The 25085-nt window shown below is 67.6% G+C and carries 24 protein-coding genes and 1 tRNA gene; 19 read left to right on the forward strand and 6 right to left on the reverse strand.

Annotation, left to right across the window (positions count from 1 at the left end; all coding sequences use genetic code 11):
- Positions 1 to 4 precede the first annotated feature (4 nt).
- On the reverse strand, positions 5 to 382 hold the full coding sequence (locus tag AB0C38_RS03080) for a nitroreductase family deazaflavin-dependent oxidoreductase (protein ID WP_360665581.1): 378 nt from the start codon (positions 380 to 382) through the stop codon (positions 5 to 7).
- Positions 383 to 470: 88 nt separating this feature from the next.
- Between AB0C38_RS03080 and AB0C38_RS03085 the strand changes: the two genes are divergently transcribed.
- The 6 genes from AB0C38_RS03085 to AB0C38_RS03110 all read left to right on the forward strand — a co-directional run bounded on the left by AB0C38_RS03085 (position 471) and on the right by AB0C38_RS03110 (position 6240).
- Positions 471 to 1121, forward strand: coding sequence for a hypothetical protein (locus AB0C38_RS03085; RefSeq protein ID WP_360665584.1), 651 nt, complete (start codon positions 471 to 473; stop codon positions 1119 to 1121).
- Between the two features lie 98 nt (positions 1122 to 1219).
- Entirely contained in the window at positions 1220 to 1570 is a 351-nt protein-coding gene (locus tag AB0C38_RS03090; RefSeq protein WP_360665587.1) for a YciI family protein, read from the forward strand.
- Entirely contained in the window at positions 1567 to 2793 is a 1227-nt protein-coding gene (locus AB0C38_RS03095) for a DUF6596 domain-containing protein (protein ID WP_360665590.1), read from the forward strand. The genes AB0C38_RS03090 and AB0C38_RS03095 overlap by 4 nt, the downstream gene beginning before the upstream one ends.
- 865 nt (positions 2794 to 3658) lie before the next feature.
- Positions 3659 to 4279, forward strand: a complete 621-nt coding sequence (locus AB0C38_RS03100; protein ID WP_360665593.1) for a hypothetical protein — start codon at positions 3659 to 3661, stop codon at positions 4277 to 4279.
- Between the two features lie 12 nt (positions 4280 to 4291).
- Positions 4292 to 5341, forward strand: coding sequence for an ImmA/IrrE family metallo-endopeptidase (locus AB0C38_RS03105; RefSeq protein ID WP_360665596.1), 1050 nt, complete (start codon positions 4292 to 4294; stop codon positions 5339 to 5341).
- A 299-nt stretch (positions 5342 to 5640) separates the two neighbouring features.
- On the forward strand, positions 5641 to 6240 hold the full coding sequence (locus AB0C38_RS03110) for an NYN domain-containing protein (protein WP_360665599.1): 600 nt from the start codon (positions 5641 to 5643) through the stop codon (positions 6238 to 6240).
- A gap of 15 nt (positions 6241 to 6255) precedes the next feature.
- Here AB0C38_RS03110 and AB0C38_RS03115 read toward each other — a convergent pair whose 3' ends face one another.
- Both AB0C38_RS03115 and AB0C38_RS03120 read right to left on the reverse strand, forming a co-directional pair.
- A complete protein-coding gene (locus tag AB0C38_RS03115) occupies positions 6256 to 6927 on the reverse strand; it encodes an HAD-IA family hydrolase (protein WP_360665602.1) in 672 nt (223 codons plus the stop codon).
- Positions 6924 to 7766 carry a GntR family transcriptional regulator gene (locus AB0C38_RS03120; RefSeq protein ID WP_360665605.1) on the reverse strand — a complete coding sequence of 281 codons (843 nt, stop codon included), beginning with the start codon at positions 7764 to 7766 and terminating at the stop codon, positions 6924 to 6926. Before AB0C38_RS03120 ends, AB0C38_RS03115 begins: the two co-directional genes overlap by 4 nt.
- Before the next feature lie 229 nt (positions 7767 to 7995).
- Here AB0C38_RS03120 and AB0C38_RS03125 point away from each other — a divergent pair, with 229 nt between their 5' ends.
- The 8 genes from AB0C38_RS03125 to AB0C38_RS03160 all read left to right on the forward strand — a co-directional run bounded on the left by AB0C38_RS03125 (position 7996) and on the right by AB0C38_RS03160 (position 14833).
- A complete protein-coding gene (locus tag AB0C38_RS03125; protein WP_360665608.1) occupies positions 7996 to 8469 on the forward strand; it encodes a hypothetical protein in 474 nt (157 codons plus the stop codon).
- Positions 8470 to 9002: 533 nt separating this feature from the next.
- Positions 9003 to 9275 carry a hypothetical protein gene (locus AB0C38_RS03130; RefSeq protein ID WP_247059402.1) on the forward strand — a complete coding sequence of 91 codons (273 nt, stop codon included), beginning with the start codon at positions 9003 to 9005 and terminating at the stop codon, positions 9273 to 9275.
- The gene (locus AB0C38_RS03135; protein WP_360665612.1) at positions 9262 to 9510 is read left to right on the forward strand and encodes an AMED_5909 family protein; all 249 of its coding nucleotides are present in this window, start codon (positions 9262 to 9264) and stop codon (positions 9508 to 9510) included. Before AB0C38_RS03130 ends, AB0C38_RS03135 begins: the two co-directional genes overlap by 14 nt.
- A 337-nt stretch (positions 9511 to 9847) precedes the next feature.
- Positions 9848 to 11398: an FtsK/SpoIIIE domain-containing protein gene (locus AB0C38_RS03140; RefSeq protein ID WP_360665615.1), complete on the forward strand. Its 1551-nt coding sequence runs from the start codon at positions 9848 to 9850 to the stop codon at positions 11396 to 11398.
- Entirely contained in the window at positions 11395 to 11784 is a 390-nt protein-coding gene (locus tag AB0C38_RS03145) for a hypothetical protein (RefSeq protein WP_360665618.1), read from the forward strand. The genes AB0C38_RS03140 and AB0C38_RS03145 overlap by 4 nt, the downstream gene beginning before the upstream one ends.
- A complete protein-coding gene (locus AB0C38_RS03150; protein ID WP_360665621.1) occupies positions 11784 to 13415 on the forward strand; it encodes a replication initiator in 1632 nt (543 codons plus the stop codon). The genes AB0C38_RS03145 and AB0C38_RS03150 overlap by 1 nt, the downstream gene beginning before the upstream one ends.
- Positions 13416 to 13434: 19 nt before the next feature.
- Entirely contained in the window at positions 13435 to 13653 is a 219-nt protein-coding gene (locus AB0C38_RS03155) for a helix-turn-helix domain-containing protein (protein ID WP_176174002.1), read from the forward strand.
- A gap of 94 nt (positions 13654 to 13747) precedes the next feature.
- On the forward strand, positions 13748 to 14833 hold the full coding sequence (locus AB0C38_RS03160; RefSeq protein WP_360665626.1) for a site-specific integrase: 1086 nt from the start codon (positions 13748 to 13750) through the stop codon (positions 14831 to 14833).
- A 94-nt stretch (positions 14834 to 14927) separates the two neighbouring features.
- On the opposite strand, the gene AB0C38_RS03165 is transcribed toward AB0C38_RS03160, so the two are convergent.
- Positions 14928 to 14998, reverse strand: a tRNA-Gly gene (locus tag AB0C38_RS03165).
- A 110-nt stretch (positions 14999 to 15108) separates the two neighbouring features.
- Between AB0C38_RS03165 and AB0C38_RS03170 the strand changes: the two genes are divergently transcribed.
- On the forward strand, positions 15109 to 16302 hold the full coding sequence (locus AB0C38_RS03170) for an oxygenase MpaB family protein (RefSeq protein WP_360665629.1): 1194 nt from the start codon (positions 15109 to 15111) through the stop codon (positions 16300 to 16302).
- 23 nt (positions 16303 to 16325) lie between these two features.
- On the forward strand, positions 16326 to 16907 hold the full coding sequence (gene dcd, locus AB0C38_RS03175) for a dCTP deaminase (protein ID WP_360665631.1): 582 nt from the start codon (positions 16326 to 16328) through the stop codon (positions 16905 to 16907).
- Here dcd and AB0C38_RS03180 read toward each other — a convergent pair.
- The gene (locus AB0C38_RS03180) at positions 16904 to 18100 is read right to left on the reverse strand and encodes an FAD-dependent monooxygenase (protein ID WP_360665634.1); all 1197 of its coding nucleotides are present in this window, start codon (positions 18098 to 18100) and stop codon (positions 16904 to 16906) included. The two genes, dcd and AB0C38_RS03180, sit on opposite strands and share 4 nt — an antisense overlap.
- Positions 18101 to 18173: 73 nt before the next feature.
- On the opposite strand from AB0C38_RS03180, the gene AB0C38_RS03185 reads away from it, so the two are divergent.
- From AB0C38_RS03185 to AB0C38_RS03195, 3 genes are all read left to right on the forward strand, one after another.
- Positions 18174 to 18644 carry a MarR family transcriptional regulator gene (locus AB0C38_RS03185; RefSeq protein WP_360665636.1) on the forward strand — a complete coding sequence of 157 codons (471 nt, stop codon included), beginning with the start codon at positions 18174 to 18176 and terminating at the stop codon, positions 18642 to 18644.
- Between the two features lie 69 nt (positions 18645 to 18713).
- Positions 18714 to 23213, forward strand: coding sequence for a hypothetical protein (locus AB0C38_RS03190; protein ID WP_360665639.1), 4500 nt, complete (start codon positions 18714 to 18716; stop codon positions 23211 to 23213).
- Between the two features lie 155 nt (positions 23214 to 23368).
- Complete coding sequence (locus tag AB0C38_RS03195; protein ID WP_360665642.1) at positions 23369 to 24058, forward strand: CAP domain-containing protein; 690 nt, start codon at positions 23369 to 23371, stop codon at positions 24056 to 24058.
- A 9-nt stretch (positions 24059 to 24067) separates the two neighbouring features.
- Here AB0C38_RS03195 and AB0C38_RS03200 read toward each other — a convergent pair whose 3' ends face one another.
- On the reverse strand, positions 24068 to 25072 hold the full coding sequence (locus tag AB0C38_RS03200) for a cation diffusion facilitator family transporter (protein ID WP_360665645.1): 1005 nt from the start codon (positions 25070 to 25072) through the stop codon (positions 24068 to 24070).
- Positions 25073 to 25085: the final 13 nt, after the last annotated feature.

A 25085-nucleotide genomic window follows, 5' to 3' on the forward strand; every position in this document is an offset into this window, starting at 1 on the left:
CCCCCTAGTCCCGCTTCAGCAGCAGGAAGTCGTGGACGTTCAGCAGGCCGAGGAACTGCCGCACGGGCGTCGGCATCGCTCGGCGCGACTCATCATGCACGAGCTCGGGGGAATGCACGCGGTAATTACGCCGCCGGGTGACCACGGTGCAACTCTCCGCGGCCAGCACGTTCTTCACCCAGTCCGTGTCCGGCCCGTAGGTGAGGGCGACGACGAAGCCGTCGTCCGTGCGGAAGACGTTCAGCGGTGTGCGGTACTCCTTGCCGGACTTGCGTCCTTTGTGGACCAGCATGCCGAAGCCCGGCGCCCAGTTCACGACGTACTTGTTGATCCGGTTGGTCGCCACGCGGTTGAAGCGGGCGAGTCCCTTGGGCAGCACCATGGACCGATGATATCAACGCTTGATGAATTAATCGATCGGGTGACCCCCGGGTCTCGGCGCCGGGCGCGCCGATGGTGGGATATGGCGCATGTCGACGGAATGGCCGCTGCGCCAGGACCCGGAAGCGCCGGTGATCATCGCCCTGGCCCTGGTCAACGATCCGGACGCGCTGGGCTTCGTCGTGCTGGACGACGAGGACGACTGGTTCATCAGCGACGGCACCGAGCTGTCCGAGGACGTCGTGGTCAACCGCGAAAGCTTCGGCAAGATGTCGGTGCGCGAGGCCTTCGAGCTGCTCCCGCAGCTGGCCGCGCTGGCCGGCCTGCCGACGGGCATGGCCGCCGACTGGGACCCCGAGCGCCGCACGTGGCTGCTGTCGTCGGTGACCGGTTCCGACGACGAAGACGAGGACATCCGGCTGCTCGGCCAGCGCCGCGCGGCCTGGAAGTTCGCGGGCTCACCGGACGACGAAGCCCAGATCAGCACCGGTCTGACGGAGATCCCGACCGGCTCGCAGCAGCCGGTGCGCGCGGTCCGCCAGGTCGTCCGCGAACAGGACGGCACCTGGCTGTTCGTCGGCTTCGAGGTCCCCGAGGCGGAGGACTTCGAGGTGGAAGGCCTGGAGCTGGAGCACGTCGCGAACCTGTACCCGGACGTCCGATCGGTGCTCAAGGCGGCGCCGGGGCAGGTCTACGACCGCGAGACCGCGGACTCCGAGTGGGAGATCGTCGAAGGCTGAGAAAAAGTCCGGCGCGGTTGTCCAGGGGACGTCGGCGCCGTTCGTCCTTACAGTGAGAGCCGGCGATCGGCGCCGGTCAGGACCTGTGAGGAGCAGCCATGCCCCAGTACGCCGCGATCATCTACGCCTCCGACGTCGACCCGACCAAGCCCGAGGCCGCGGACATGATGAAGGACTACAACGAGTTCCACGACGGCGCCCAGGCCGTGATCCGCGGCGGCGCGGCGCTGTACCCGACCGCGACCGCGACGACGATCCGCGTCACCGGTGGCAAGGCCGGCGACGTCGTCACCAGCGACGGCCCGTACGCGGAGACGAAGGAAGCCCTGACCGGCTTCTACCTGCTCGAATGCGCCGACCTCGACGAAGCCGTCAAGGTCGCGTCGCGCATCCCGGGCGCCTGGGACGGCGCGATCGAGGTCCGGCCGGTCGTCGACTTCGGCCAGTGACCCACGCCGGGGACGCGGTCGCGCGGCTGGTCCGGGACGAGGGCACCCGGGTACTGGCCACGCTGGTCCGCGTCACCGGCAGCGTCGACCTCGCCGAGGACGCGGTCCAGGACGCCGTCGTGCGCGCGCTCGAGACGTGGCCGCGCGACGGCGTCCCGGACAACCCGCGCGGCTGGCTCCTGGTGGCGGCCCGCCGCCGCGCGGTGGACGTCGTCCGCCGCGAAGCGAAGCGGCTCGGGAAGGAGGCGGACGCGATGCCGGCCGTCGACCCGTTCCCGGACCCGGTTTCGGTCCGCGACGACCTGCTCCGGCTGGTCTTCACGTGCTGCCACCCGGCGTTGTCGCTGGACGCTTCGGTCGCGTTGGCGCTCCGGACGCTAGGCGGTTTGTCGACGGCGGAGGTGGCGCGCGCCCTGCTGGTCCCCGAGGCGACGATGGCAAAGCGCCTGACGCGGGCGAAGCAGAAGATCGCCCAGGCGCACATCCCGTACCGGGTGCCGTCTGCTCCGGAGTTGCCGTCGCGGCTGGCCGGCGTGGCGTCGACGGTGTACCTGATCTTCAACGAGGGCTACACAGGCCGGGTTGCCCTGCTGGCGGAGGCGGTCCGCCTGGCCCGGCTGCTGGCATCGCTGATGCCTGACGAGCCGACGGCGTTGGGGTTGCTGGCCTTGGTCCTGCTGCAGGACGCCCGCCGCGCGGCCCGGTTCTCCTCGGGCGTGCCGGTGCTGCTGGCCGAGCAGGACCGTTCACGATGGGACGACTCGTTGATCAAGGAGGGCGTCGAGCTGGTGGGCATCGGCCTCCGCCGGACGCCATCGGTACCCAACGCATACGTGGTCCAGGCAGCGATCGCGGCGTGCCACGATCTGGCGCCGTCGTACGAGGAGACGAACTGGGACGCGGTGATCTCCTGGTACGACGTGCTGTTGTCGGTGCAGGACACCCCGGTGGTCCGTCTCAACCGCGCTGCTGCGGTGGCGGAAAGGGATGGCCCTTCGGCGGGGTTGGCCTTGGTGGATTCATTGCCAGGTCTGGAGGACTACCCGTGGTGGCACGCGTCCCGGGCGGAGTTGTTGCACCGCTTGGGTTCGCCATCGGCGTCGAAGGCATTGGATCGCGCGGTGGAAACGGGTTTGCCTGCCGCGCACACGGCGCATTTGCGAAGCAGATTGAAAAGCGAAAACCCCGGGCGAAATACCCGGGGTTCCGATGAGAGCGGATGACGGGAATCGAACCCGCGTATTCAGCTTGGGAACCAGGGTGATCATGCTCGAAAGAGCCTCTGACCTGCGGACGGGGCTGTCTCGCGGTACCCGTTGTTGACCTTGGTTGACCGGCCTGAATGGCACGCTAATGGCATGGCCAGCGGCCCACCCAGACCTCCTCCATCACCCCGATACGAAGCCAGCACGCGGCCGGTGGTGCCGGGTCAAGGCACGCTTCCCCGCCTTGACGCGGTGCTACCGGCCGTTGTCACGATCCGGCTTCGGGGTGCCGGGCCGCTAGTGATCAGGGAGCTTGTAGGTGAGCGTGTCGATGGCCCCAATCAGAGTGGATACCTGGTCGGAGGCGACCGAGTGGTCATCCATGTGCTTGAGCTGGTGGAAGACGGCTAGGAGCGCTTCGGCCGTGGCCAGACTGATCGGGTCGGCGCTGTTCCTACCCTGCTCGATAGCTTGACGTGCTGCTGCGGCGTGAGCGTCTGCTGTAGCGCGGTCGGAGGGTGGCATGGCTTCGACCCTGCCAGCGTGCGTCTCTGGCGTAACTAGGCCGATGAGCTGATCGCCGCCAGCGGCGGCGCGCTATGCGATCGATCGATGCGGCGGCCCCACTCGGCGGCCGGCGGCCGGAGCGGAGCGGCAGGCCGTCCGTGTCGCGAGCGGGTGGGGGCGCCGAACGGCAGGTGACATGCGCGCCGCCGCTGGCGGCGCCTTGATCCCATAGAGCCAAGTTCGGCAAGAAGCGCCCGCGTGGGGCTTCCCGTTGGCTCCCAAGTCGGGAAGGCTGTCAAGGTGTCTTCACGCTCGGCTAGCTGAATTGGGTCCGGAATATTTGACAAGGGTTTTGCAACCTGGCAGGCTCTGCCTTGTGACAGTGTCCAAGCCTCTTGACCGCGATCGGTGCCGCGAACTGCTGGCGCCGCATCTCCAGGACCTCCAGGAGATTTTCCTGACGGCCTGGACACGCTGGCAGAACTGGGTCGCTGAGGTGCCTGGCTCTCCTAATGACGTATCAACGCGGTCTCGTGCGAGCAGCCTGCATGACTTCATCGCAGCTGCAGCCGAGACCCGTTTCCTGGGAACTCCGGGCGTCACGGTGGCTCGCAAGCGAGGACTACTGGTCCTGCGGTTCAACGACAAGCTCGTGCTTCGCTTCAAGAAGTTCCGAGGTAAGTCGCTGAAGACTTCCAGCAATGCCACGCAGCAGACCCTGACCTTCGATGCTCACCAGTTGGAGCTGGCCGACATGGCAGTGCAGCCGGTGACCCACTTGACGGCTGGCTATCGCCTGAACGACCTCGCTACGGCGATGTCGCAGCTTGCCGTCACTTGTTCGGTTGACGGTGATCACTATTGGGCGCCTATCGACATCTCCGAGATCGCGAGCGTGCATACTGCGCCGATCACGTCGGTCACCACCACCGACCCGACTGTGATCAAGCCTGGAGTGCGCAGTACTCGACGCCGCCGCGTCGAGGATACGGAGTAGGAGGAGCCCGGGATGATCCCGCGCATGCTGACAGCCGCCAGGGATGCGCAAGGGCTCACACAGAAGCAACTTGGTGACGCCTGCGGGGTGCCACAGTCGAGCCTTAGCAAAGCTGAGATTGGCACGCGTCCCTTGACTGACGAAGAGCTGAGCAAGGTGGCACCCCACTTGCGAGTGACTGTCGAGCTGCTCTCATGGCCTGACGACGTATACGGGTTTGGTAGTGCCAGTTTCTTCCACCGCAAGCAGCAGAGCTTGCCTCAGAAGACGCTGAAGCGGATCCAGGCCCGGGTAAACCTCTTACGGATGCGAATCCAACGGCTTACCAACGGCCTTGAGGTTGATTCACCGCTGCACATCCCGCACCTAGACCCTGATGAAGTAGGCGGCCCAGCTGAAGCGGCGCGACGTCTCCGAGCCACCTGGCGCTTGCCAATGGGCCCCTTAGGAAACCTGGTCAACGCGGTCGAACTTGCTGGCGGAGTAGTGGTTCGTCGCGACTTCGGGACGCATCGAATCAACGCCATCAGCGTGTGGCATCCGGACTCCTTCCCTCTCTTTGTCCTCAACTCGACTCTGACTCCGGAGCGCCAGCGATTCGTACTTGCACATGAGTTGGGTCATATCGTGATGCATGAGGGGGAGCCTCCTAGGGATGATGCGGAACGTGAGGCGGACTCCTTTGCTGAGGAGCTGCTGATGCCGGCTTCTGAGATCCAGCGAGACCTCCAAAACCTGGACCTCAAGAGGGCCGCAGCGTTGAAGCCCTACTGGAGAGTGCCGATGCAGTCCGTGATCCTCCGAGCTGAACACCTCGGATACATCACAACTTCTCGGTGTCGGAGTCTGCACGCCTATATGAACAAGCTCGGCTACCTGCCGATCGAGCCGATGCCTCTGGAGCGAGAGGCACCTTCGGTGCTTCGAGACATGGTGCAAGTCCACTTGGGCGATCACGCGTACTCGGTTGACGAACTTGCTAGAGGCTTAGGTATGCCATCTGAAGATCTTCTGGACGAGTTCGCTCCCGACCTGCGACCAACGCTGCGTGCCGTGCGTTAACGTGCGGAACATGATCGTCCGCTGAGCGTGAGCGCCAACTCTGATGAGGGCTCCTTGGCTGTACCGCGATCGGGTGGAAGTCGAGGGCGCGGCTTCGGCGCTCACTTGCACCTGCTGAGCAGGGGGTACGTGCTCTAGGCAAGGTTCTTCTAGGGAGCCCTACTGTGAGTTGTAACACGAACGGCTGTCCCCCCGACCCTTAGAGTGTTGTATCTTGGACTGGTTGCTCCCCGCCGTCCTCCGGGACTGGCGGGGCTTTTTATTTGGGAGACGCGATGCGGGCTCCACAAGTATGTGTAGTGATCGACTACCAGAACATCCATCTGACAGCCCATGATCTATTCGCTCCGAACGGCTCGCCGGCAGAAGACTGCCTGATCGATCCCCTACTCTTCGCCAAACAAGTTCTCACGGTGCGTGCAGGGAACCAGCGAGATGCCCAGCAGAAGCAGGCAGAGCTCGCGTCGGTGAAGATCTTCCGAGGTCAGCCGAGCAATCACCGGCAGTCGTTCATGTACGGCATCTCTCAACGTCAGCGATCCGAGTGGACCCGGAGCGCGCTCGTAGAGGTCACCTATCGAACCCTGAAGTACCCGCCTTCGTGGCCGAGCAAGCCAGCCCAGGAGAAGGGCATCGACGTACTGGTCGCACTCAACGTAGTCAAGGCAGCTGCTGACCCTGCGTACGACGTAGTCGTGCTGGCGTCGCACGACACTGACCTTGAACCTGCGTTGGAGATGGCCGTATCTGAGCGACGTGCCAAGATCGAAACGGCAGGCTGGCAAGGCTCCCGGGTGCTCCGCATTGCTGGCGGGCGACGCCTTTGGCACACAGCACTCAATGGTGGCGACATGGTGAAGACCCGAGATCGGCGGAACTACCTTCCGCCGAGGCCATAGATCCACAGCAATCGATCATGCGATGGTTGCGAGGCCGGTAAGGGCTTCGATGGTTGCGTCGGCCCCGGCTGCGGCGAGCCTGGAGCCCTTACCAGGTTTGTTCGCATAGCCGATCGAGCGGATGCCCGCAGCCTGAGCAGCTTCAATGTCGGTCGTCGAGTCGCCGAGGAACACGGATTCGCCTGCCGTGACATCGAGTGCACTGACAGCCTGGTGCAAGAGGTGGGGGCTCGGCTTGAGTAGCGCGGCGTTCGAGTTGGTCCGCGCGGACACGAAGTTGATCGACCTGCGGAGATCGTAGAGGTCTAGATAAGCGCTGACAGCTGGCGTGCCGTTGTTGCTGACGATGGCTAGTGGCCGGCCGGATCGGTGCCACGCGTCGATGAGTTCGTGTGCGCCGCTTGCAGGGGTTGCGCTGGAAATTGCCTCGACTTCGTGGGCGGCGAAGGCGGCTTCCACGTAACGGGCCTCGTCTTGACCAAGCGTGGCAGCGTACTGAAGAACGTCAAACGGGTCGGCGCTGGTTGCAATGGATTCGGGTAGGTCTGCGTGTCCGCCATCGGCAAGTACGTCACGGAGCTGGCCGGCGACCGTGGACGCGGGGATGCCTGAAAAGACGGAGCAAACGGGGCCGTCGAAGTCGAGGAGCAGGGCGCGTGCGCGGGCGAGCACCTCCGCGGCTTTCATCGCTGGTAGTCCGTGGCGACGCTGTTCCACAGACTGTCGAACCATGCCTTGGCCTGCTCGACGTACTGCGAGCCCGTGGACGTGTCATCGTCATTGATCGAGTGGTGGAAGAGGATGGCGTCTTTACCCATGAGGTCGTACATCGCCTGGGTCTCGCCGTCGAAGTTGATGACGTGCTCGCGGACCGGGTAGAAGCCGAAGAACGTCTCTTCGTTGTTGATCAGGTAGAGCTTGAACATCGGCGGCGCCGGGTGCACGCGAACTTGTGCCGTGGCCTTGTTGACTAGGCCCATCTCGGCGAGTTCGGTCACCGAGTCGACGATGGCGAGGGTGTGTCGCCGCATGATCTCTTCGGCGCGCTTGCGGAAGAGCGGGCTGTCGGCGTGGTCGTCGACCGTGACCGGGAGGGACCACGGCTGTGTCGGGTCTGGGACCAGCAGTCGGACGGTGATCGATTCTGGCCGGAGCCGGCCGATTCGGATCTTGTCCAGCGGTTCGGTGATGACGCCGTGCAAGGTCTCGCCGGAGAAGCCGGCGAAGTCGATCGTGACCTCCTCGGCTTCGAAGGCGCGTTCGATGTGCGGTCGGAGTCCGACGGGGCGTTCGGTGCGTTCTCGAACGAAGACGCCGCTGCCTTGGCGCGACACGATCAGGCCCTCATCGCGCAGTTCGCGGATGGCGTTTTGAACGGTCATTGGCGCGACGTTGTATGTCTTTGCCAGCTCGTTTCGCGATGGCAGCTTGTCGCCCGGTGTGAACTTCCTGGTCAGGATAGCCGCACGCAGTGCATTCGCCACCTGCACGTAGGGCGGTCGCGGGTCGTCCGGATCGAGTGCCACGGCTCTCCTTCGCCTCTGATCACCAAGTAACTGAAATTGGGCTTTTGCAATCCCCAAGTGTCGTCAACTGCAATCCCCAGTGTCGCCGACCGAGGGTGAGCCTGTCTAGGCGACCTAGTGGTCTAGGCCGCTTGCGACTTGTTTGACTTGGCTAGTCAACCTAGGTAACCTAATTAAGTCAGCCAAGTACGGCAGCGTCGAGTGAGGCGCCTGACCAGGAGGAACCGACATGGCAGTGCAGCGCGGAACGCGTTTCGAGATCGAGCACGACGCCGTGTTCCCGGCGGGAGCGGCGATCGTGGGTCCGGTCACGCCGGACATGGAGTACGTCTCCAACGAGGACAAGGCTCGGGGCAAGCAGCCCAAGCAGAAGATCGACGAGCAGACCAGCCTGCCCCAGTGGAAGGTCACCGTGACCGACCCGTCGGCGGAGAAGGACCGCGACAAGTCGGCCACCGTGACCCTGCTCGACCGGGTCCAGCCCGTTCCGCCTCCGGCGGCGATGCAGGGGTTCGACTTCCGGCCCGTCGTGTTCGAGGGCCTGATGGTCGAGGCCCGGGTGATGGGCGAGAAGTTCAAGTACCAGGGCTGGGTCCTGCGAGCTACCGGTATGCGTGAGCCGGGGCGGGGTGCCGGCTCGAAGCAGGCTGCCGCGAAGACGCCAGCCAATGAGGGCTCGGGCAGTCAGCAGAAGGCAGCGTGATGGCGGGGCGGCCGTCGCGTGAGGCGGTCGCTCGGTGGAACGAGGCATACGCGGAGCAGACGTCCGCACTGTTCGCCGCGATGAGGTCGACTTCGGATGACCTGGCGGCGGTGCGGCGTCTTGCTCTCGCCTACCACGCTGTGGCAGTCGCCTGGCGTGCCTTGTCCGCCGATCTGGCTGCACCGCTCTGGGCGCGTCACGCGTCGGCGGTGGCTGCCGAGGAGTTCATGAGGCGGGCGCACCTGGAGTTCGGCCGCGCCGATTCGGATCGTCGACCAGGGGAGATGCCATGACTCGGTGGGAGCTGGTGCGAGCCTGGGAGCTGGCCTACGCCCGATACCCGACCGCGTCGGATGCCGAGTTGTCGTCGGTGTCGCGGGCGGTTGCCGCAGCGTGGCGTCACCTTGCGGCCGAGTTCGAGCTTCCCGCCTGGGCGCACGCGGCGGTCATTTCCGCGGCTCAGGCGTTCGAGATCCAGGCCGACAAGTGGGACACCCGCGTCGACGGGTACGGCATTCGAGATGAGGTAGGGCATGTCGACCGGATGGGACGGGTTCGGCGTGACGTGGGTCGTGGGACCGCAGGCGGAACTCACGGTCGAGGAGACTGGTTCGGAGCCGACGCACCCACCGATGCTGGTGCTCGAAGGGGCGCCGTGCGTGGTGATGCTCCGGCCGCCGGACGACCCGGCGATGTGGCCGGCGTGCGTGACGTTCCTTCGCCAGCTCCGCGACGGCGCGGAGGACCTGGCGGCGCTCCTCGAAACCCGCATGACGGCCCGGCGGGTGCGTGATGAACAAGCGTAAGGAACCGCGCACCCTCGGGGACGCGCACGAGATCGCGATGGATCTCCGGCCCGCGCCCAACGCGAATCCGTCGGCATGGCTGGCCTTTCGGCAGGCCAACGCACGGATGTACGAGACGATCGCCGACGTCGACCGGGGGCATCACCACGAGGCGCTGTACTGGGCGGACTTCGAACGACGCAAGGCGGCGGAGGTGTCGGCGGCGATCCAAGCGGCGAAGTCCAAGACAGAATAGTCCTGTGTAGAGACACAGTAAGTCAATCACTGCAACAAAAACCGTGCGCTATGACGTGCGGCGCTGAAACGCGTCCTCTTCCGGTGACGCGGAACCGTAAGGCGCAGAAGCGGAAACTCGGCTACCAACCATGCCGCTCCTGCGCTGTCCACAACCGCGAGGTGTGAACAATGCAGACGCTAGACGATGACAAGCAACCATCGCCAGCGGGGGTCACCCGCTCGCGCTGCGCGGAATGCAAGCGGTTCGCTCGGCTGCTGCCCGGCGAGACCAAGTGCGCCCCGTGCTTGGGGGCGTTGCCGCTGGATCTCTCGGCGGTGCTGGGTGGTGGTCGGCGATGACCTCTCCCGGAATGTTCGTGATCGCCCTGGCCGGCCTCGGCCTCGGCGTGTGGGTGCTGGCCAAGATCGGGCGCGCGTTGGCGTCGATGGCTGAGCTGCTGACCGCGATGGTGGTCGTGTTCGTCGGCCTGTGGTGGGCCTGCAAAGTCGTGTTCTGGCTGTTCTCCCAGGTCGTGATCCACTGGCGCACCTCGTTGACCGTGATCGCTGTCTACCTGTGGTGCGTCTGGGTCGGCTGGGTGTGGCTGGTGGTCAATCTCGGCGGTCTGGCGCTGCTGCTCGGGGTGTGGCGGCTGATCGATGTGACCTCGTTCGACCAGTGGTGCGGCCGGCCCCTGCGGTCATGGTGGCTGCGCTGGGCCGTCTACCACCTCAAGCTGCCCGGCTGGCTGCACGCCTGCGGCCTCAGCGTCCGAGACGCCGCCTTGCCGGTCGAGGTCACCGTCAACCTGGTCGGTCGTCGGAAGGCTTCGCAGGCAACGGCCCAGCAGTCCGGGGTGCAGATCCCCAAGGTCCTCGGCGTCCGCTCCGGCCCGTCCTGGGATGAGGTCCGGGTACAGCTCGTGCCCGGCCAAAAGCCGGAGGACTTCGACGAGGCGGCCCGCGCGCTGGCCTCAGCCCGGAACGTCGCACGCTGCCAGGTACGGGAACTGAAGCCGAACGTGGTCTCCGTCGACTTCCAACGCCGGGACCAGCTGGCCGCGCTCGTGCACTCCCCTGCACTGCCGGAGGGGCAATCCGCGGTGGACCTCCGCAAGGTCTGGGCCGGTCGGACCGAATATGGCCACGACTGGCGCGTGCCGCTGCTCGGCTCGGGCGCGCACTGCCTGACCGCCGGTGCCTCTGGTGCGGGCAAGAACTCCGTGATGTGGTGCCCGCTCGTCGCGGCGGCACCCGCGATCCGCTCCGGCCTGGTGCGCATGTCGGGGATCGATCCCAAGGGGATGGAGCTGGCTTACGGGCGCGGAATCTTCGCTCGCTATGCGGTGTCGGGGAAGGACGCGCTCGAGGTGCTCGACGGCCTGGTGGAGGAGATGGAATCCCGTAAGAGGGAGTTCGCCGGCCGTGTCCGCAGTATCCCCTTGTCGACGGAGTACCCGCTTGAGCTGCTGGAGTTCGACGAGATCGGCGCGCTCACGAAGTACACCGACCGCAAGACCCGTGAACAGATCGTCGAACGCGTCGCCCTGCTCAACACCCAAGGGCGGGCACTGAACATCTCGGTACGCGGGTACGTGCAGGAGCCGACGAAGGACACCGTGCCCGTCCGGGAGCTGTTCACTCGGCGCGTGTGCCTGCGCGTCACGTCGAAGACGCACGTCGGCATGGTCCTCGGCGACGGTGCTTATGAGCGGGGCGCGTGGGCCAACCGGATCGGCGACTCCGAAGCCGGGGTCGGGTTCGTCTGGGGCGAAGGCATCCGCGAACCCCTGCGCATCCGAGCGGGCTGGGTCTCCGACGAGACGGTCAAGGCGCTGGAGCAGTACGTCACCAACGGTGGGGTCGTGGACCGGCCCAGCTTCGGCGGCGAGGGGGTGGCCGCGTGAACACGACCATGGTCTTCCTCGATGCTATCCGTGACCACCTTGACCTGCACGCGTTCGGACCGGTGGCGTCCGTGCTGGTGACGTCCGACTCGCGCCCGGTCACAGTGCAACTCGATGTCGCCCGTCAGGTGCCGCAGGTGGCCTCGGCGCTAGTGACCTGGGCCGGGACGCTCGACGGGGTGTCCGCTGAGATTTGGCGGACTCGTCCCGGGTCGTCGGTGCACCTGATCGTCAACGGTCGGATGCCTTGCGGTGTCCCGGTTTACGTCTATGGCGCGGTCGACTTTTCCGACGACGTGTTCCCGGACCTGCCCGCCGGGTCGCGGCAGGCCATGCCCGTGTTCGTGCTGTGGCAATGGTCCCGCTCCGGGGAGGTGGCTGCCTGATGACGTCCGAAACGACACCGCCGGCCACTGCCGGGACACGGGCTGAACGGATGCGGTCACCGCTGGCTACCGACGTCATTCGCGCGACGGCGGAGAAGCACGGCGTCTGCGTCCGCCCGTTCACGATGGAAGTCGGCGACACCGAAACCGGCGAACTCCGCTACGTCCCGGTCCCGTGTGGCTCCACAGTGGAATCGGTGTGCCTGCCCTGCGCCCGAAAGGCGAAGGCGCTTCGGCAGGCCCAGTGCCGTGAGGGCTGGCACATGACCGAAGAACCCACCCTCACCGCCGAGCCGCCCTCGGAGGATCACAAAGAGCTGCTGACTTACCGCGCGGACCTGGTCGCGGCCTACCGGGAGGTGGTCGAGCACGACCAGGTGGAGGCGGAGGAGCTGCGGGAGGAGGTCGTCGGGGTCGACGCGGAACTTCGGCAACTCGGGATGCGGGGCCGGCTGCCCGCCCTCGACGTGCCGACCAAACGGGCAGTGAAGCGGTCGACCCGCCGGCGACAGGATGCTCCGAACCTGCCTCGGCAGAAGGTCGCGAAGACCACCGTCGGGCGGGAGTACGCGGGCAAGTTCCGCCCGTCGATGTTCGTGACGCTGACCTGTGACTCCTACGGCCCGGTCCGCGATGGGGCCCCGGTCGACCCGTCCCGGTATGACTACCGGCGGGCTGCTCGGGATGCGGTGCACTTCTCGGCGCTGGTGGACCGGTGGTGGCAGAACCTCCGCCGCGTGATCGGCTGGGATGCGCAGTACTTCGCCACGGTGGAGCCGCAGAAGCGGGCTGCTCCGCACCTGCACGCGGCGATCCGCGGTGCCATCCCGCACGACGTCATCCGACAGGTCACCGAAGCCACCTATCACCAGGTCTGGTGGCCCAACCACGACCAGGTCGTCTACGCGGACCGGCTGCCGGTCTGGGACCCGGACACACGGGCGTTCCTCGACCCAGACACCTGGGAACCGCTGACTACCTGGGACGACGCCGTGGACCAGGTGGAGGACCCGGCGCACGTCGTGACTTTCGGGCGGCAGGTGCACTCGAAGGGCATCCTCGGCGGGACTGAAGAGGCCGGCCGTCACATCGGCTACCTCACGAAGTACCTCACGAAGTCGACAGGTGAGGTGGTCGAGGCGAACACGGCGCGGCTGCGTGATCACCACGACCGGCTGCACGCCGAGTTGTCCGTGACGCCGTGCTCGCCTCGGTGCGCGGTCTGGCTGCTCTACGGGGTCCAGCCCAAGGGCGCGAACGGTAAGACCACGCCGGGGCACTGCAAGGGACGCGCCCATCGGCGGACCACGCTCGGGCTGCCGGGGCGGCGGGTGCTGGTGTCGCGGAAGTGGTCGGGCAAGACCCTCGACGACCACAAAGCCGACCGGAAAGCGTTCGTGCAGCAGGCCCTAGCGGCGATCGGGATCGAGAAGCCGCAACCGGATCCGGCCCGGTTGGTGTGGCGAAAGGTCGAGCCCGGCGACCCGCACGTTCCGCCCCGGCCACACCTGGTCATGCACGCGATCGCCGAGCGGATCACGTGGAGGGCCGAGTACGACCGGGCGCTACTCGCTGCGGCTGGGCCACCGGGGAGTGATCCAGAAACTTCGGCAACTCAGCAGGCTGCTTAGACCCTGGGGAGGGGATCGCATGGAAACGAAGTATCTGACGGTTGATGAGGCGGCCGTCTACCTGAACACGGGGGTTCGGTTCGTGCGTCGGCTGATCGCCGAACGACGGATCGCGTTTCACAAGGCCGGGGTGCACGTCCGGTTCGCGTTGGAAGACCTGGAGAGCTTCATGCAGGCCGGCCGGGTCGAGCCGATCACGCGGGCGTCGGTCCGGCGGGACCTGGGAAGGGCGGCCTGACATGGCGAACAAACAAGGGCATCGCGGTTTCGGGAGTGTTCGGCAACTTCCGTCCGGGCGGTGGCAGGCTCGCTACCCCGGTCCGGATGGGGTCGTGCGGTCGGCGCCGAAAACGTTCGACACGAAGCGAACCGCTGAGCAATGGCTGTCGGGCGTGGAAACGCAGATCATGCAGGGTGAGTGGATCGACCCGGAACGTGCGAAGCGCAAGCTCGGCGACTACGCGGACCAGTGGATCGCTCAACGTCCGGGACTGCGTCCGCGCACGGTCGAGCTGTACAAGTGGTTGCTGCGTAAGCACATTGCGCCGGACCTCGGCGGGGTCGAGCTGGGCAAGCTGTCCGCAGCGGTCGTTCGTCAGTGGCGGGCGGACCGGCTGACGGCGGGCGTCTCGGAGTCGGTGACCGCCAAGTCGTACCGGCTGCTGCGGGCGATCCTGAACACGGCGGTCGATGAGGACAAGATCCTCCCGCGCAACCCTTGCCGGGTCCGTGGTGCTGACAAGGAGAACCCCGACGAACGGCCGATCATCACCGTGGCCCAGGTGTTCGACCTAGCCAGCCGGATGCCGGAGCGGTTCCGGGCACTCGTGTTGCTCGCCGCGTTCGGGTCGCTGCGATGGGGCGAAGTGACGGCGCTTCGTCGAAGCGACGTCGCCGAGGACGCGTCATGGGTGCGGGTGTCGCGGGCGATGGTCGAGATTCCCGGCCGTGGGCTCGTCGTAGGTCCGCCCAAGTCGCGGGCGGGTGTTCGGACGCTGATCATTCCGACGGCGGTTCGCCGTGACCTGCTGCGGCACCTGGAGACCTGGGTCAAGCCGGAGCAGGACGCGTTGCTCTTCACGGGTGAGCGAGCTGGGCACGCGGTCCGCCGGCCGAACTTCAGTCAGCGGACCAGGTGGACTGAGGTCGTGGAGAAGATGGGGCTCAAGGGCCTGCACTTCCACGACCTTCGACACGCCGGGAACATCTGGGCGTCGAAGGCCGGCACTTCGACCAAGGACCTGATGGCGCGGATGGGCCACGACGACATGCGGGCAGCCCTGATCTATCAGCGGGCGACCAGCGATGCGGACGCACAGATCGCAGACCGGCTGTCCAAGCTTGTCGACCGGCACCGCAAGGGCGTCACTCCGGACGACGACGAAGATCAGGACGGCCAACCGGTGCCGGTCGGCTAATGGCACATTAATGGCACGCGAGAAGTGAAGACCAGAGATAGAGAAAGCCCCAGGTCCACAGTAGACATCCTGTGACCTGGGGCTTCTCTCTGAGAGCGGATGACGGGAATCGAACCCGCGTATTCAGCTTGGGAAGCTGATGTTCTACCATTGAACTACATCCGCAGTGCGCCGCAAGCATACACGGCAGCATGATCCCGGTGTCCAGACCCCTCCCTCCTTGACGTCCGCGGCGCAAGTGACAACACTTGTTGTCGACCTCGGAGGTGAGCGCCATGGATGAGCCCGAGCTGTTCCGGCAAGGCGGGTTCCGGTTGGCCCAGCGGCTGTTCGTCGAAGGGGACATCCGGGGTGACGAACGGCAGGTCGCGCGGCTGCGGGAGTTCGCCCAGGTTCAGGACCAGCGGGCCGACGACGTCGTCGCCTGGATGGCGCAGCAACCCAAGGGGCAGGGGCGGAAGCTCTTCGAGGACGCCCTCAAGAACGGTGTCGAGACCGACGGGCCGCTCAAGGCCTTCTTCGACGAGGTCGACGCCAAGCCCTACTGGGTCGACGACGAGCGGCTCGAGCGCGGAGCCAAAGCCATCACACGGGCCGGGCTGCTCGGCCTCTTCCCGCTCGGCGACATGTCGCTGATGGGCGGCTATCTCGCGTCCCGCGCCACGAAATCCCTGGTCGGGACCGGGGAGATCGAATACAAGGCCACCCGGCGGCTCGTCGAGACCGCCACCTGGTGGATCGACGTCACCACGCCCGGTGCCCTCGAGCACGGCGAGCAGGGCTACGCCTCCGCCCTCCGGATCCGGCTCGTGCACGCCCACGTGCGCGCCGCCATGAACCGGCGGGACGACTGGGACTACGACGCCTGGGACCGGCCCGTCAACCAGGTCCAGACCGCCGGCACCCTCCTCCTCTTCTCGCTCGTCTACGTCTTCGGCACGCAGCTGCTCGGCCTCCGCTACTCCGCCCGCGAGCGCGGCGACATCCTGCACCTCTGGCGCTACATCGGCTGGCTCATGGGCGTCGACGACGAGCTGCTGCCCACCTCCGAAGAAGACGCCTGGCGCCTGCTCTGGCTGCTCGCCGCCACCGAGTTCATCCCGGACGACGACTCGAAGCGCCTCGCCAAGGCGCTGATCGAGGCCAACGCCGCCGTCGGCGAGGGGCGCGGCGCCGTCGGGAAGGTGCTCTCCCACGTCTCCGTCGCCGTGCACTCGTCGATCAGCCGGCTCGTGCTCGGGAAGACCAACGCCGACTTCCTCGGGCTGCCGAACGACCCCGTCGCGCAGGCCGCGATCGTCGCCGTGGCGGGCGTCAACTTCGCCGCCGAGACCGTGCGGCGGTTCATCCCCGGTGCCACCGCGCTGCAGGAACGGCTCGGCGAGGCCGGACGCCGCGGGTACGTGAAGCGGCTCGAGAAGCTCTTCGCGCCCGACACGACCTACGCGCAGCACATGCGGGCCGCCTGAGCCCACCGGATAGGCTGCGCGGCGTGCTGCTCAGTGACCGTGACCTCCGCAAAGAGCTCGACGCCGGCCGGCTCGGCATCGACCCCTTCGATGCCGGCATGGTCCAGCCGTCCAGCGTCGACGTCCGGCTCGACCGGTTCTTCCGGGTCTTCAACAACAGCAAGTACACCCACATCGACCCGCAGCTGCAGCAGGACGAGCTGACGTCCATGGTCGAGAAGGAGGGCGAGGAGCCCTTCGTGCTGCACCCGGGTGAGTTCGTGCTCGGCTCGACGTTCGAGCTCGTCACCCTGGCCGACGACCTTGCCGGCCGCCTCGAAGGCAAGTCGTCGCTCGGCCGGCTCGGGCTGCTCACGCACTCGACCGCCGGGTTCATCGACCCGGGCTTCTCCGGGCACATCACGCTCGAGCTTTCGAACGTCGCGAACCTGCCGATCACGCTCTGGCCGGGCATGAAGATCGGCCAGCTGTGCATCTTCCGGCTCTCCAGCTCGGCCGAGTTCCCGTACGGCTCGAGTGAGGCCGGGTCCCGCTACCAGGGGCAGCGCGGCCCGACCCCGAGCCGGGCGTACAAGAACTTCCACCGCGTCGACACCTGGCGCTAAGCGTCGATCTTTTCGTCCCAGTCGATGTGGTGGTTCCACATGAAGGCGTTCGGGTCCTCGTCGAACGGCTTCGAGAACACCCGCTTGATGAAGAAGTCGCGGACCACGCGCCCGACCGGGCCGATCACCTTGCCGTCACCGTTGCGCTTGCCGGCCGCGACGACGGCTTCGACGCGCTCGCGCCGCAGACCCTCGTAGGTGGTCAGTGCCTGTTCGACGCTGGGTACGTCACGAAGGCATTTGCCCAGCGTGACGGCGTCTTCGATGGCCATCGACGCGCCCTGGCCCGCCGCCGGTGACGTCGCGTGCGCCGCGTCGCCGATGATCACCATGCGGCCGCGGTGCCAAACCGGGACCGTCGGGAAGTCGAACGTCGGCCACGCCGGGTAGACGTCGCGGGTCGCGCGGATGATCTCGGCGGCCGGTGTCCGGTCGCGCGCCACGAGGTGGAGCAGCTCGGCACGTAGCTTCTCGCCGGCGAGCGTCGTCAGCTCGGAGGTGGTCGGCTCGGTCTTGCGCGCCGGGTTCGCGAACCACCAGACGCGGCCGTCCTTCGGGCTCACGACGTGGCAGAAGAAGACGCGCTTGCCGAACACCATGTTCAGCACGCCCGGCTCGTCCGGCAGGGTCAGGCCTTCGGCGAACCCGCCGGTGTTGAGCAGCGGCACGTACCGCGGCGCCGGCGCGTCCGGGTCGATGATCGTGCGGACGCGCGAACGGAGGCCGTCGGCACCGACCAGCAGGTCGCCCTCGACGTGCGAGCCGTCCGAGAACTCCACCCTGACCTGCGAAGACGTCTGGCTTGCGCCGATCAGGCGTTTGCCGTACTCGGCGTGGATTCCGCGCCGGGCGGCCTCTTCGCGCAGGGCGACGTAGAGGTCGGAGCGCAGCACGGTCTGGGTCACCGTGCCGTCCGGGAGCGTGCCGCCGAGGGTGAACTCGGTCAGCCGGGTGCCGTTGCCGAGCCCGATCGACATGCGGGGCGAGTCGAAGCCCGTGCTCTTGACGACGTCCTTGAGGCCCAGCGGCAGCAGTGCGTCCAGGCCGTTCACCGCCAGCGTCAGGAACGCGCCGACGCCCTCGGCGCCCCGGTCGTACGCCTCGTACAGCACCGGTTCGTGCCCGGCTTCGTGCAAGGCGATCGCCGTGATCGTGCCCGCGATGCCGCCCCCGATGATCAGTGTCCGTGTCATCTCGTTCGTCCCCTCGAATCTCTTAGAAACTAATTCGTTCTGTCGAACTAAAGAGTGGGCTAGGCTGGGGCTCGTGTCAAGCGAGCGAGCGAACCTGGTCGAAGAAGTCCTGCTCAGGTCCCGGGAGCTGTCGACGGAGACGGTCATGTTCCACACCGCGATCTCCGAGACGCGGGGCCTGTCGGCGGTCGACAGCAAGGTCCTGGACTACCTCGCGCGGTTCGGGCCGCAGACGCCGAAGGACCTGGCGCGGCTCTCCGGCCTGGCGCCCGCGTCGGTGACCGCGATGATCGACCGGCTGGAGCGCAAGGGCATCGTCGGCCGTCGGCCGCACCCGGACGATCGCCGCCGCGTCCTCATCGCGCTGGACGAACAGGCCATCGCGAGTGGCGTGCACCTGTGGGACAACCTCGTCAAGCGCATGTACGAGCTGTGCGACCGCTACACCGACGACGAGCTCCGCACGGTGATCGGCTTCGTCGAGGCGGCCACGGCCCTCACCCACGAATCGACGGTGAAGCTGACCGGATCCACGGACGGGTGAGATTCGGCCCGCGAGGCCTGCTCTCGTGCCAGGCTCCTCAGGTCGTCTCGGCCCCGGAGGTGGCGAGGAGTGCCGTTGCCCGAAAGACCGCTTCGCCTGGTTCTCGTTCTGGCACTGGTCTTCTTGGCCTCGGCACTCGTGCCGTCGGCCGGTGCGGCCGGCGCCCCACCCTTCGCGGTGGGCTACGACGACGTCGTCTACGGCGACTTCCTGTACGCGGGCAACGGCGTCCTGCGCTGCCCGGTCGCCGCCGACCACGCGCCGACCGCCGGCGCGGTCGACACCCCCGCGGCGTGCGCGAACACCGCGGACCGCAAGGACACCCTGGTCAACGACGACTTCTTCATGCAGTGGGCCGACGTCGACGCCGACCCCGGCACGTTCGACTCCGCGAGCGCGTCCGTTCGCATCCCGCCCGGCGCCCGGATCGTCTTCGCCCGCCTGAACTGGGCGGGCAACACGACGGGGAAGACCTGCGGTTTTCGTGAGGGCGTGCCTGCCGTTCCGCCGCCCGGGAACCCCGCCACGCAGAACGTCCGACTTTCGGTGGGCAGCGCGAAGCCCGTCGACGTCAAGCCGTCGGCCTTCGCCGAAGACGGCCCGTACTACTCCGCGAACGCCGACGTGACCAGCCAGTTCGCGGGCGCGCCGACCGGCGCCGCGCTCGACGTGACCGTCGGCAACATCTGGGCACCCCAGGGTTTCGACTGCGTCGGCGGCTGGTCGGTCGCCCTGGTCTACGCGTATCCGGCACGCAACCCCGACTTCGCGCCGAACAAGCGCAAGGTCGTCGTCTACGACGGACACGTCCAGGCCTCCGACGTCCCTACGGAAACCACGATCACCGGCTTCCGCGCGGCGGCCCCCGACGCACACATCGGCGTCACCGCCTACGACGGCGACTGGGGTGGCTCCGGTGACCAGTTCCTGGTCGACGGCACCCCGGCAGCCGAACCCGCGACCGGCGGGACGTCGAACTTCTTCGTCTCCAACGCCGACAACGCGGCCGCGCCGGGCGTGAAGAACAACTTCAGCGTGGACGCGAAGGCGTTCAACGTCGACAACATCCCCGCCGGTGCGACGAGTGCGAAGCTCGCCTTCGTCACCAGCGGGGACGCCTACCTCGCGCAGAACCTGACGTTTTCCGTGCCGGTGCCCGAGCTTCAGATCGCCGTGCGCGCGACGCGGCCCCAGGCGCACGCCGGCGAACCGGTGACGTTCGCCGTCGCCGTGACCAACCCGGGCAGCGTCGCGGCGGCCGGAGTCCAGGTCGCTGACGACGCCTTCCCGGCGTGCGCCAAGCCGCTCGGCACGCTCGCCCCGGGCCAAACGGTCACCTACGACTGCACCGGCCCCGCCCCGGCCGACGACTTCACGAACACGGTGAAGGTGACCAGCACGAGCACGCTCGGCGACGTGCTCGACGGCACCGCGTCCGCCGCCGTCGACGTCGTGCACCCGTCTTTGGGCATGACGAAGACGGCCGACAAGCCCGCCTACCGCGCCGGCGACACCGCGACCTTCACGATCAAGGTCACGAACACCGGTGACACCGGGCTTTCGGGCGTGCGGGTCACCGACGCGAAGGTGCCTTCGTGCGCCCTCGCCGGGGACCTTGCCCCCGGCGAAAGCCGCACGGCGACGTGCACGGCGAAGGCCCCGATCGCCGACGGCGTCAACACCGCGAGCGCGGCCGGCACCGACGAGCTCGGCAAGGAGGTCACGGCCACCGCGGACGCGCCCGCCCCGACGATCGCGCCCGCCGTCGAGGTCACCAAGACCGCGGACCCGCCGGTGATCCACGCGGGCGACGCCGTGACGTTCTCCGTCGCGGTCAAGAACACCGGCGACAGCCCGCTCGCTCCGGTGAAGGTCACCGACGACACGACGACGTCGTGCTCGCGCACGTTCGACGGCCTGGCCGCGGGCGCGACGCAGACGTACACGTGCACGGCGAACCCGTCCACGACGACGACGTCGCACGTGACCGCCACCGGCACCGACCTCGCGGGCCAGCCGGTCGCCGCCACCGCGGCGGCGGCCGTCACGGTGATCACGCCGGCCCTGACGCTCACGAAGGACGCCGCGCCAGGCGTCGTGCGCGCCGGCGACCCGATCACGTTCACGATCACGGTCGCCAACGCCGGCGACGCGCCGCTGACCGAGGTCGCGGTCACCGACGACCACACACCGGCGTGCGCCAAGGCGATCGGCGCGCTGCCGCCGCAGGGCAGGCAGACGTACACCTGCACGGCGCCGGCCCCACCGGACGACTTCACCAACACGGCGGCCGCGTCGGGGAAGGACCAGCTCGGCCGGACGGTGAAGGTCACCGACGACGCCGTGGTCGACGTGATCCACCCGGGGGTGGCGCTCGCCGCGCAGGCTTCGCCCGCGGCGGTCCGCGAAGGCGACACGGTGACGTGGACGATCACCGCCACCAACACGGGCGACGTGCCGCTGACCGGCGTGGCGGTCGCGGACGACCAGGTCGCGGAGTGCGCGAAGCCGCTCGGGACGCTCCAGCCGCAGGCGGTTTCGGCGTACACCTGCACGACGGTCGCGGGTGCGACCGGCTTCACGAACAAGCCGGCGGTCACAGGCACGGACCCGACTGCCCGGCCGGTGACGGCGAGCGCGGAGGCCGCATTCGCCGTGCAGCACCCGGGCGTGGCGGTCACCGCGGAGGTGACGGGCGGCCCGTTCCGCGAGGGCGACGCGGTGCCGCTGCGGATCACGGTGCGCAACACGGGTGACGTACCGCTGACCGGCCTGCGGGTCACGGATTCGCAGGTGCCTGGTCAGCAAGCCGGCGAAAGCGTGCCGACCACCGGCGGCCAGGGCAACCGAACCGCCGCCCCGAGGGCCACCGGACCGCAGGCGCGAGCCACCGGCTGCGCCCAAGTCCTCGAAGGCGGCCTCGAACCCGGCGCCACCCGGGACTTCGCCTGCACCCTCACCGCGCCGGCTGACGACCTCACCGCGAACGTCCAGGTCACCGGTAAGCCACCCGTCGGCCCGCTGGTCAGCGCCCAGGGCACCGCGAAAGTCGACGTGATCCACCCGGCCATCGCGGCCACCAGGACCGTCGACCCCAAGACCGTCCGCCCCGGCGACACCGTCACCTCGACGATCACCGTCACCAACACCGGCGACAGCGTGCTGCGCGACGTCTCCGTGGCTGATCCAGGCGCACCGGCATGCGCCAAATCCCTGGGTTCACTCGAACCGCGAGCCACGCAGAACTACAGCTGCACTCAAGTCGCCGGCGAAGCCGACTTCATCGCCACCGCGGCCGTCACCGCCACCGACGCCACGAACCGTCCCGTGACCGCCACCGCCGGGGAACCGGTCGATGTCATCCACCCGGCGGTCACCATCACGAACGACGCCACGCCCGCGCAGGTCCGGCAAGGCGACACCGTCACGTTCGCCCTCGTCGTCGCGAACACCGGCGATGTCCCGCTGACCGACGTGTCCATTGCGGACAGTCGCACTCCGGCGTGCGCTCAGTCCATCGGCACCCTCCCTCCCGGCGCCCTCCAGCGCCACTCCTGCACGGTAAACGCCGGCACCGACAGTTTCGTGAGCTCCGCCACCGCAACCGGCACCGATCCGACGAACCGCCAGGTCAGCGCGACCGACGACGCGTCCTACACCGTCCTGCACCCCGCGCTCTCCGTCACGCAGGACACGAAAGGCCCGTTCCGCCAAGGCGACACCGTGCCGTTCACGGTCACCGTCACCAACACCGGCGACGTCCCGCTGACCGCCGTGGGGATCACCGGCGAACCTGCCTGTGCGAAGGCGTTCGACAAGCTCGAAGCCAAGGAGTCACAGAAGTACGACTGCACCACGACGGCACCGGATGACGACGTCGTGAGCGCCGTCGAAGCCAAGGCCACCGCGCCGGTCGGCCCGCCGATCACCGCCGTCGCGACCGCGAAAGTCGACGTCATTCACCCGCAAGTGCGGCTCACGAAGAACGCGAAGCCCGACACGGTCCGGGTGGGCGACGAGGTCACGTTCACCATCGTCGTCCACAACACCGGTGACGTCCCGCTGACCAGCGTGTCCGTTGTGGACGACGGCGACTGCGCCAAGAAGTTCGACAAGCTCGAAGCCGCGGCGACCCAGACCTACACGTGCACCCGGAAAGCGCCGGACAACGACTTCACCACCGCCGCGGAAGTAACGGGAATCGACCCGACCAATCGCTCCGTGCAATCGAAAACCGAAGCGAAAGTCGACGTCGTCCACCCCGAGATCGCCTTGATGAAGGACGCGACACCGTACGAAGTCCACCAAGGCGACACCGTCACGTTCGCGGTTCTGGTCAAGAACACCGGCGACGTCCCGCTCACCGCCGTGTCCGTCGTGGACGATCACACGACGTCGTGCGCGCACACCGCGCCGGCCCTGGCCGTGGACGCCGAAATCACCTACACCTGCACGATCATCGCCGGCAAAGAGGGCTTCACCGGCAAGGCGACCGTCACCGGCCAGGATCCGACCGGCCGCCCGGTGACGGCGTCCGGCGAGGCCACCTTCATAGTTCGAGGCGGCTGAACGGAGTAACGCTGGAGCGTCCGATTGCCGTGCCGTCCATGTCGGTCGTCGAATGCCCGGCCGAAGAAATGTGACCAGAGCGTTCGCAGGGTTCTCGCTGTAATCGTTCCGTGATACGTTCTCGCGCCGTGTCCCCCATTGGTGAACGTGCTCGCGTGGTGATGGTGTCACTCAGTGTGCTGCTCGGCGTTTTCTCCGCCGCGACAGGCACCTGGATGGCGACCGCCGAAGGAAACACCGCTGAGCTCGGCGCCGCGGCCCTGGTGCTGCCCGACGCACCGGGAGGCTCCGGGGGCGGCAGTGGCACCGAGCTCGCCGGTGGGCAGGCCCCGGCCACGAAGCAGGCCACGGGCGACTCCCCGGCGCCGCCGACGTCGAGCGCGGCACCGACCCCGACCGAGACCTCCGCGGCCCCGCCGCCGCCGACGTCGGAAGCGGCCCCGCCGCCGAGCACCAAGGCCGCGGCCCGCGTCGCCTCCTCGACCACGGAGCAGGTCATCAGCCTCGTCAACGACGAGCGCTCGCAGGCGGGCTGCAAGCCGCTGAGCGAGGAATCGCACCTGACCAAGGCCGCGCAGGACTACAGCGACGACATGTCGGCCCGGAACTTCTTCGCCCACACCAACCCCGAAGGCGTGACGTTCGACCAGCGCATCAAGAGCGCCGGCTACTCGAAGCCGGGCGCGGAGAACATCGCGAAGGGCCAGACGTCCGCGTCGCAGGTCATGACCGCCTGGATGAACTCCGAGGGCCACCGCGCGAACATCCTGAACTGCTCGCTCACGAAGATCGGCGTCGGCTTCACCAAGGCGGGCAACTACTGGGTCCAGGACTTCGGGTACTGAGCAGCGAAGCTAGGCCGGGTTGTTCCACCGCTCCGCGATGTCGCCGTACCGGGCCAGCACGGTCGCGCGCAGGTCGGGATCCGTCCGCGGGACCGGCTCGATGAACACCTCGGTGACGTCGTTGAACGACTCGGTCAGCTCGGCCGCGATCCGGACGCAGGCGCGTTCGACGTCACCGGCGCCGAGCGAGTCGTCGAAGTCGACGCGGGTGCAGACCAGCACCTGGTCGGTGCCCATCAGCATGGTCTGCAGGTCCACGACGGCCTCGATCTCCGGCGCGGCGGAGAGGTGGTCGCGGACGCCGCGGACGATCTCCGGGTTGGCCTGGCGGCCGATGAGCAGGCCACGGTTGGTCCGCCCGAGCAGGTAGGCGACGAAGGCGAGCAGCACGCCGATGACGATCGACGCGACGCCGTCCCAGACCTCGGAGCCGGTGATCTGGTGCAGTCCGATGCCCGCGAAGGCGACGATCAGGCCGATCAGCGCGGCGGAGTCCTCGAAGAGCACGGTCTTCGGCGCCGGGTCGTCGATCAGGCGGAGGTATGCCCAGAATGACCGGTTCTCCGCCCTGGACTCCCGGACGGTCTGGCGCACCGCCTGTAGCCACGACGTGCCTTCGAGCAGGAACGCCACGGCCAGCACGATGTAGCTGAGGATCGACGTGCTCTGCGCCTCGCCGTGCCCGAACAGGGTCGAAACGCCTTCGTAGAGCGCGAACATCGAGCCCGACGCGAAGATCGACACGGCGGCGAGCAGTGACCAGAAGTAGCGCTCCTTGCCGTAGCCGAAGGGGTGTACGCGGTCGGCTGGGCGGTCTGAGCGTTTCAACGCGGTCAGCAGCAGCGCCTCGGTGAAGGTGTCGGCCACCGAGTGCGCCGCTTCGGAGAGCATCGCGCCCGAGCCGGTGATGATGCCCGCGATCAGCTTCATGATGGCGATCGCGAGGTTCACCCCGCCGGCGAGCAGGACGGTCAGCGTGCTTTCGCCACCGGGCTTTGCGGGTTCCTCACTCACCTTGGTGAGCGTA

The organism is Amycolatopsis sp. NPDC048633, assembly GCF_040650695.1.
GTDB lineage: Bacteria > Actinomycetota > Actinomycetes > Mycobacteriales > Pseudonocardiaceae > Amycolatopsis.

Coding starts and splice junctions, on each gene's coding strand:
- AB0C38_RS03080 (WP_360665581.1), bottom strand. CDS start 382: ATGGTGCTGCCCAAGGGACTCGCCCGCTTCAACCGCGTGGCGACCAAC.
- AB0C38_RS03085 (WP_360665584.1), top strand. CDS start 471: ATGTCGACGGAATGGCCGCTGCGCCAGGACCCGGAAGCGCCGGTGATC.
- AB0C38_RS03090 (WP_360665587.1), top strand. CDS start 1,220: ATGCCCCAGTACGCCGCGATCATCTACGCCTCCGACGTCGACCCGACC.
- AB0C38_RS03105 (WP_360665596.1), top strand. CDS start 4,292: ATGATCCCGCGCATGCTGACAGCCGCCAGGGATGCGCAAGGGCTCACA.
- AB0C38_RS03115 (WP_360665602.1), bottom strand. CDS start 6,927: ATGAAAGCCGCGGAGGTGCTCGCCCGCGCACGCGCCCTGCTCCTCGAC.
- AB0C38_RS03125 (WP_360665608.1), top strand. CDS start 7,996: ATGGCAGTGCAGCGCGGAACGCGTTTCGAGATCGAGCACGACGCCGTG.
- AB0C38_RS03130 (WP_247059402.1), top strand. CDS start 9,003: ATGTCGACCGGATGGGACGGGTTCGGCGTGACGTGGGTCGTGGGACCG.
- AB0C38_RS03135 (WP_360665612.1), top strand. CDS start 9,262: ATGAACAAGCGTAAGGAACCGCGCACCCTCGGGGACGCGCACGAGATC.
- AB0C38_RS03140 (WP_360665615.1), top strand. CDS start 9,848: ATGACCTCTCCCGGAATGTTCGTGATCGCCCTGGCCGGCCTCGGCCTC.
- AB0C38_RS03150 (WP_360665621.1), top strand. CDS start 11,784: ATGACGTCCGAAACGACACCGCCGGCCACTGCCGGGACACGGGCTGAA.
- AB0C38_RS03155 (WP_176174002.1), top strand. CDS start 13,435: ATGGAAACGAAGTATCTGACGGTTGATGAGGCGGCCGTCTACCTGAAC.
- AB0C38_RS03170 (WP_360665629.1), top strand. CDS start 15,109: ATGGATGAGCCCGAGCTGTTCCGGCAAGGCGGGTTCCGGTTGGCCCAG.
- AB0C38_RS03180 (WP_360665634.1), bottom strand. CDS start 18,100: ATGACACGGACACTGATCATCGGGGGCGGCATCGCGGGCACGATCACG.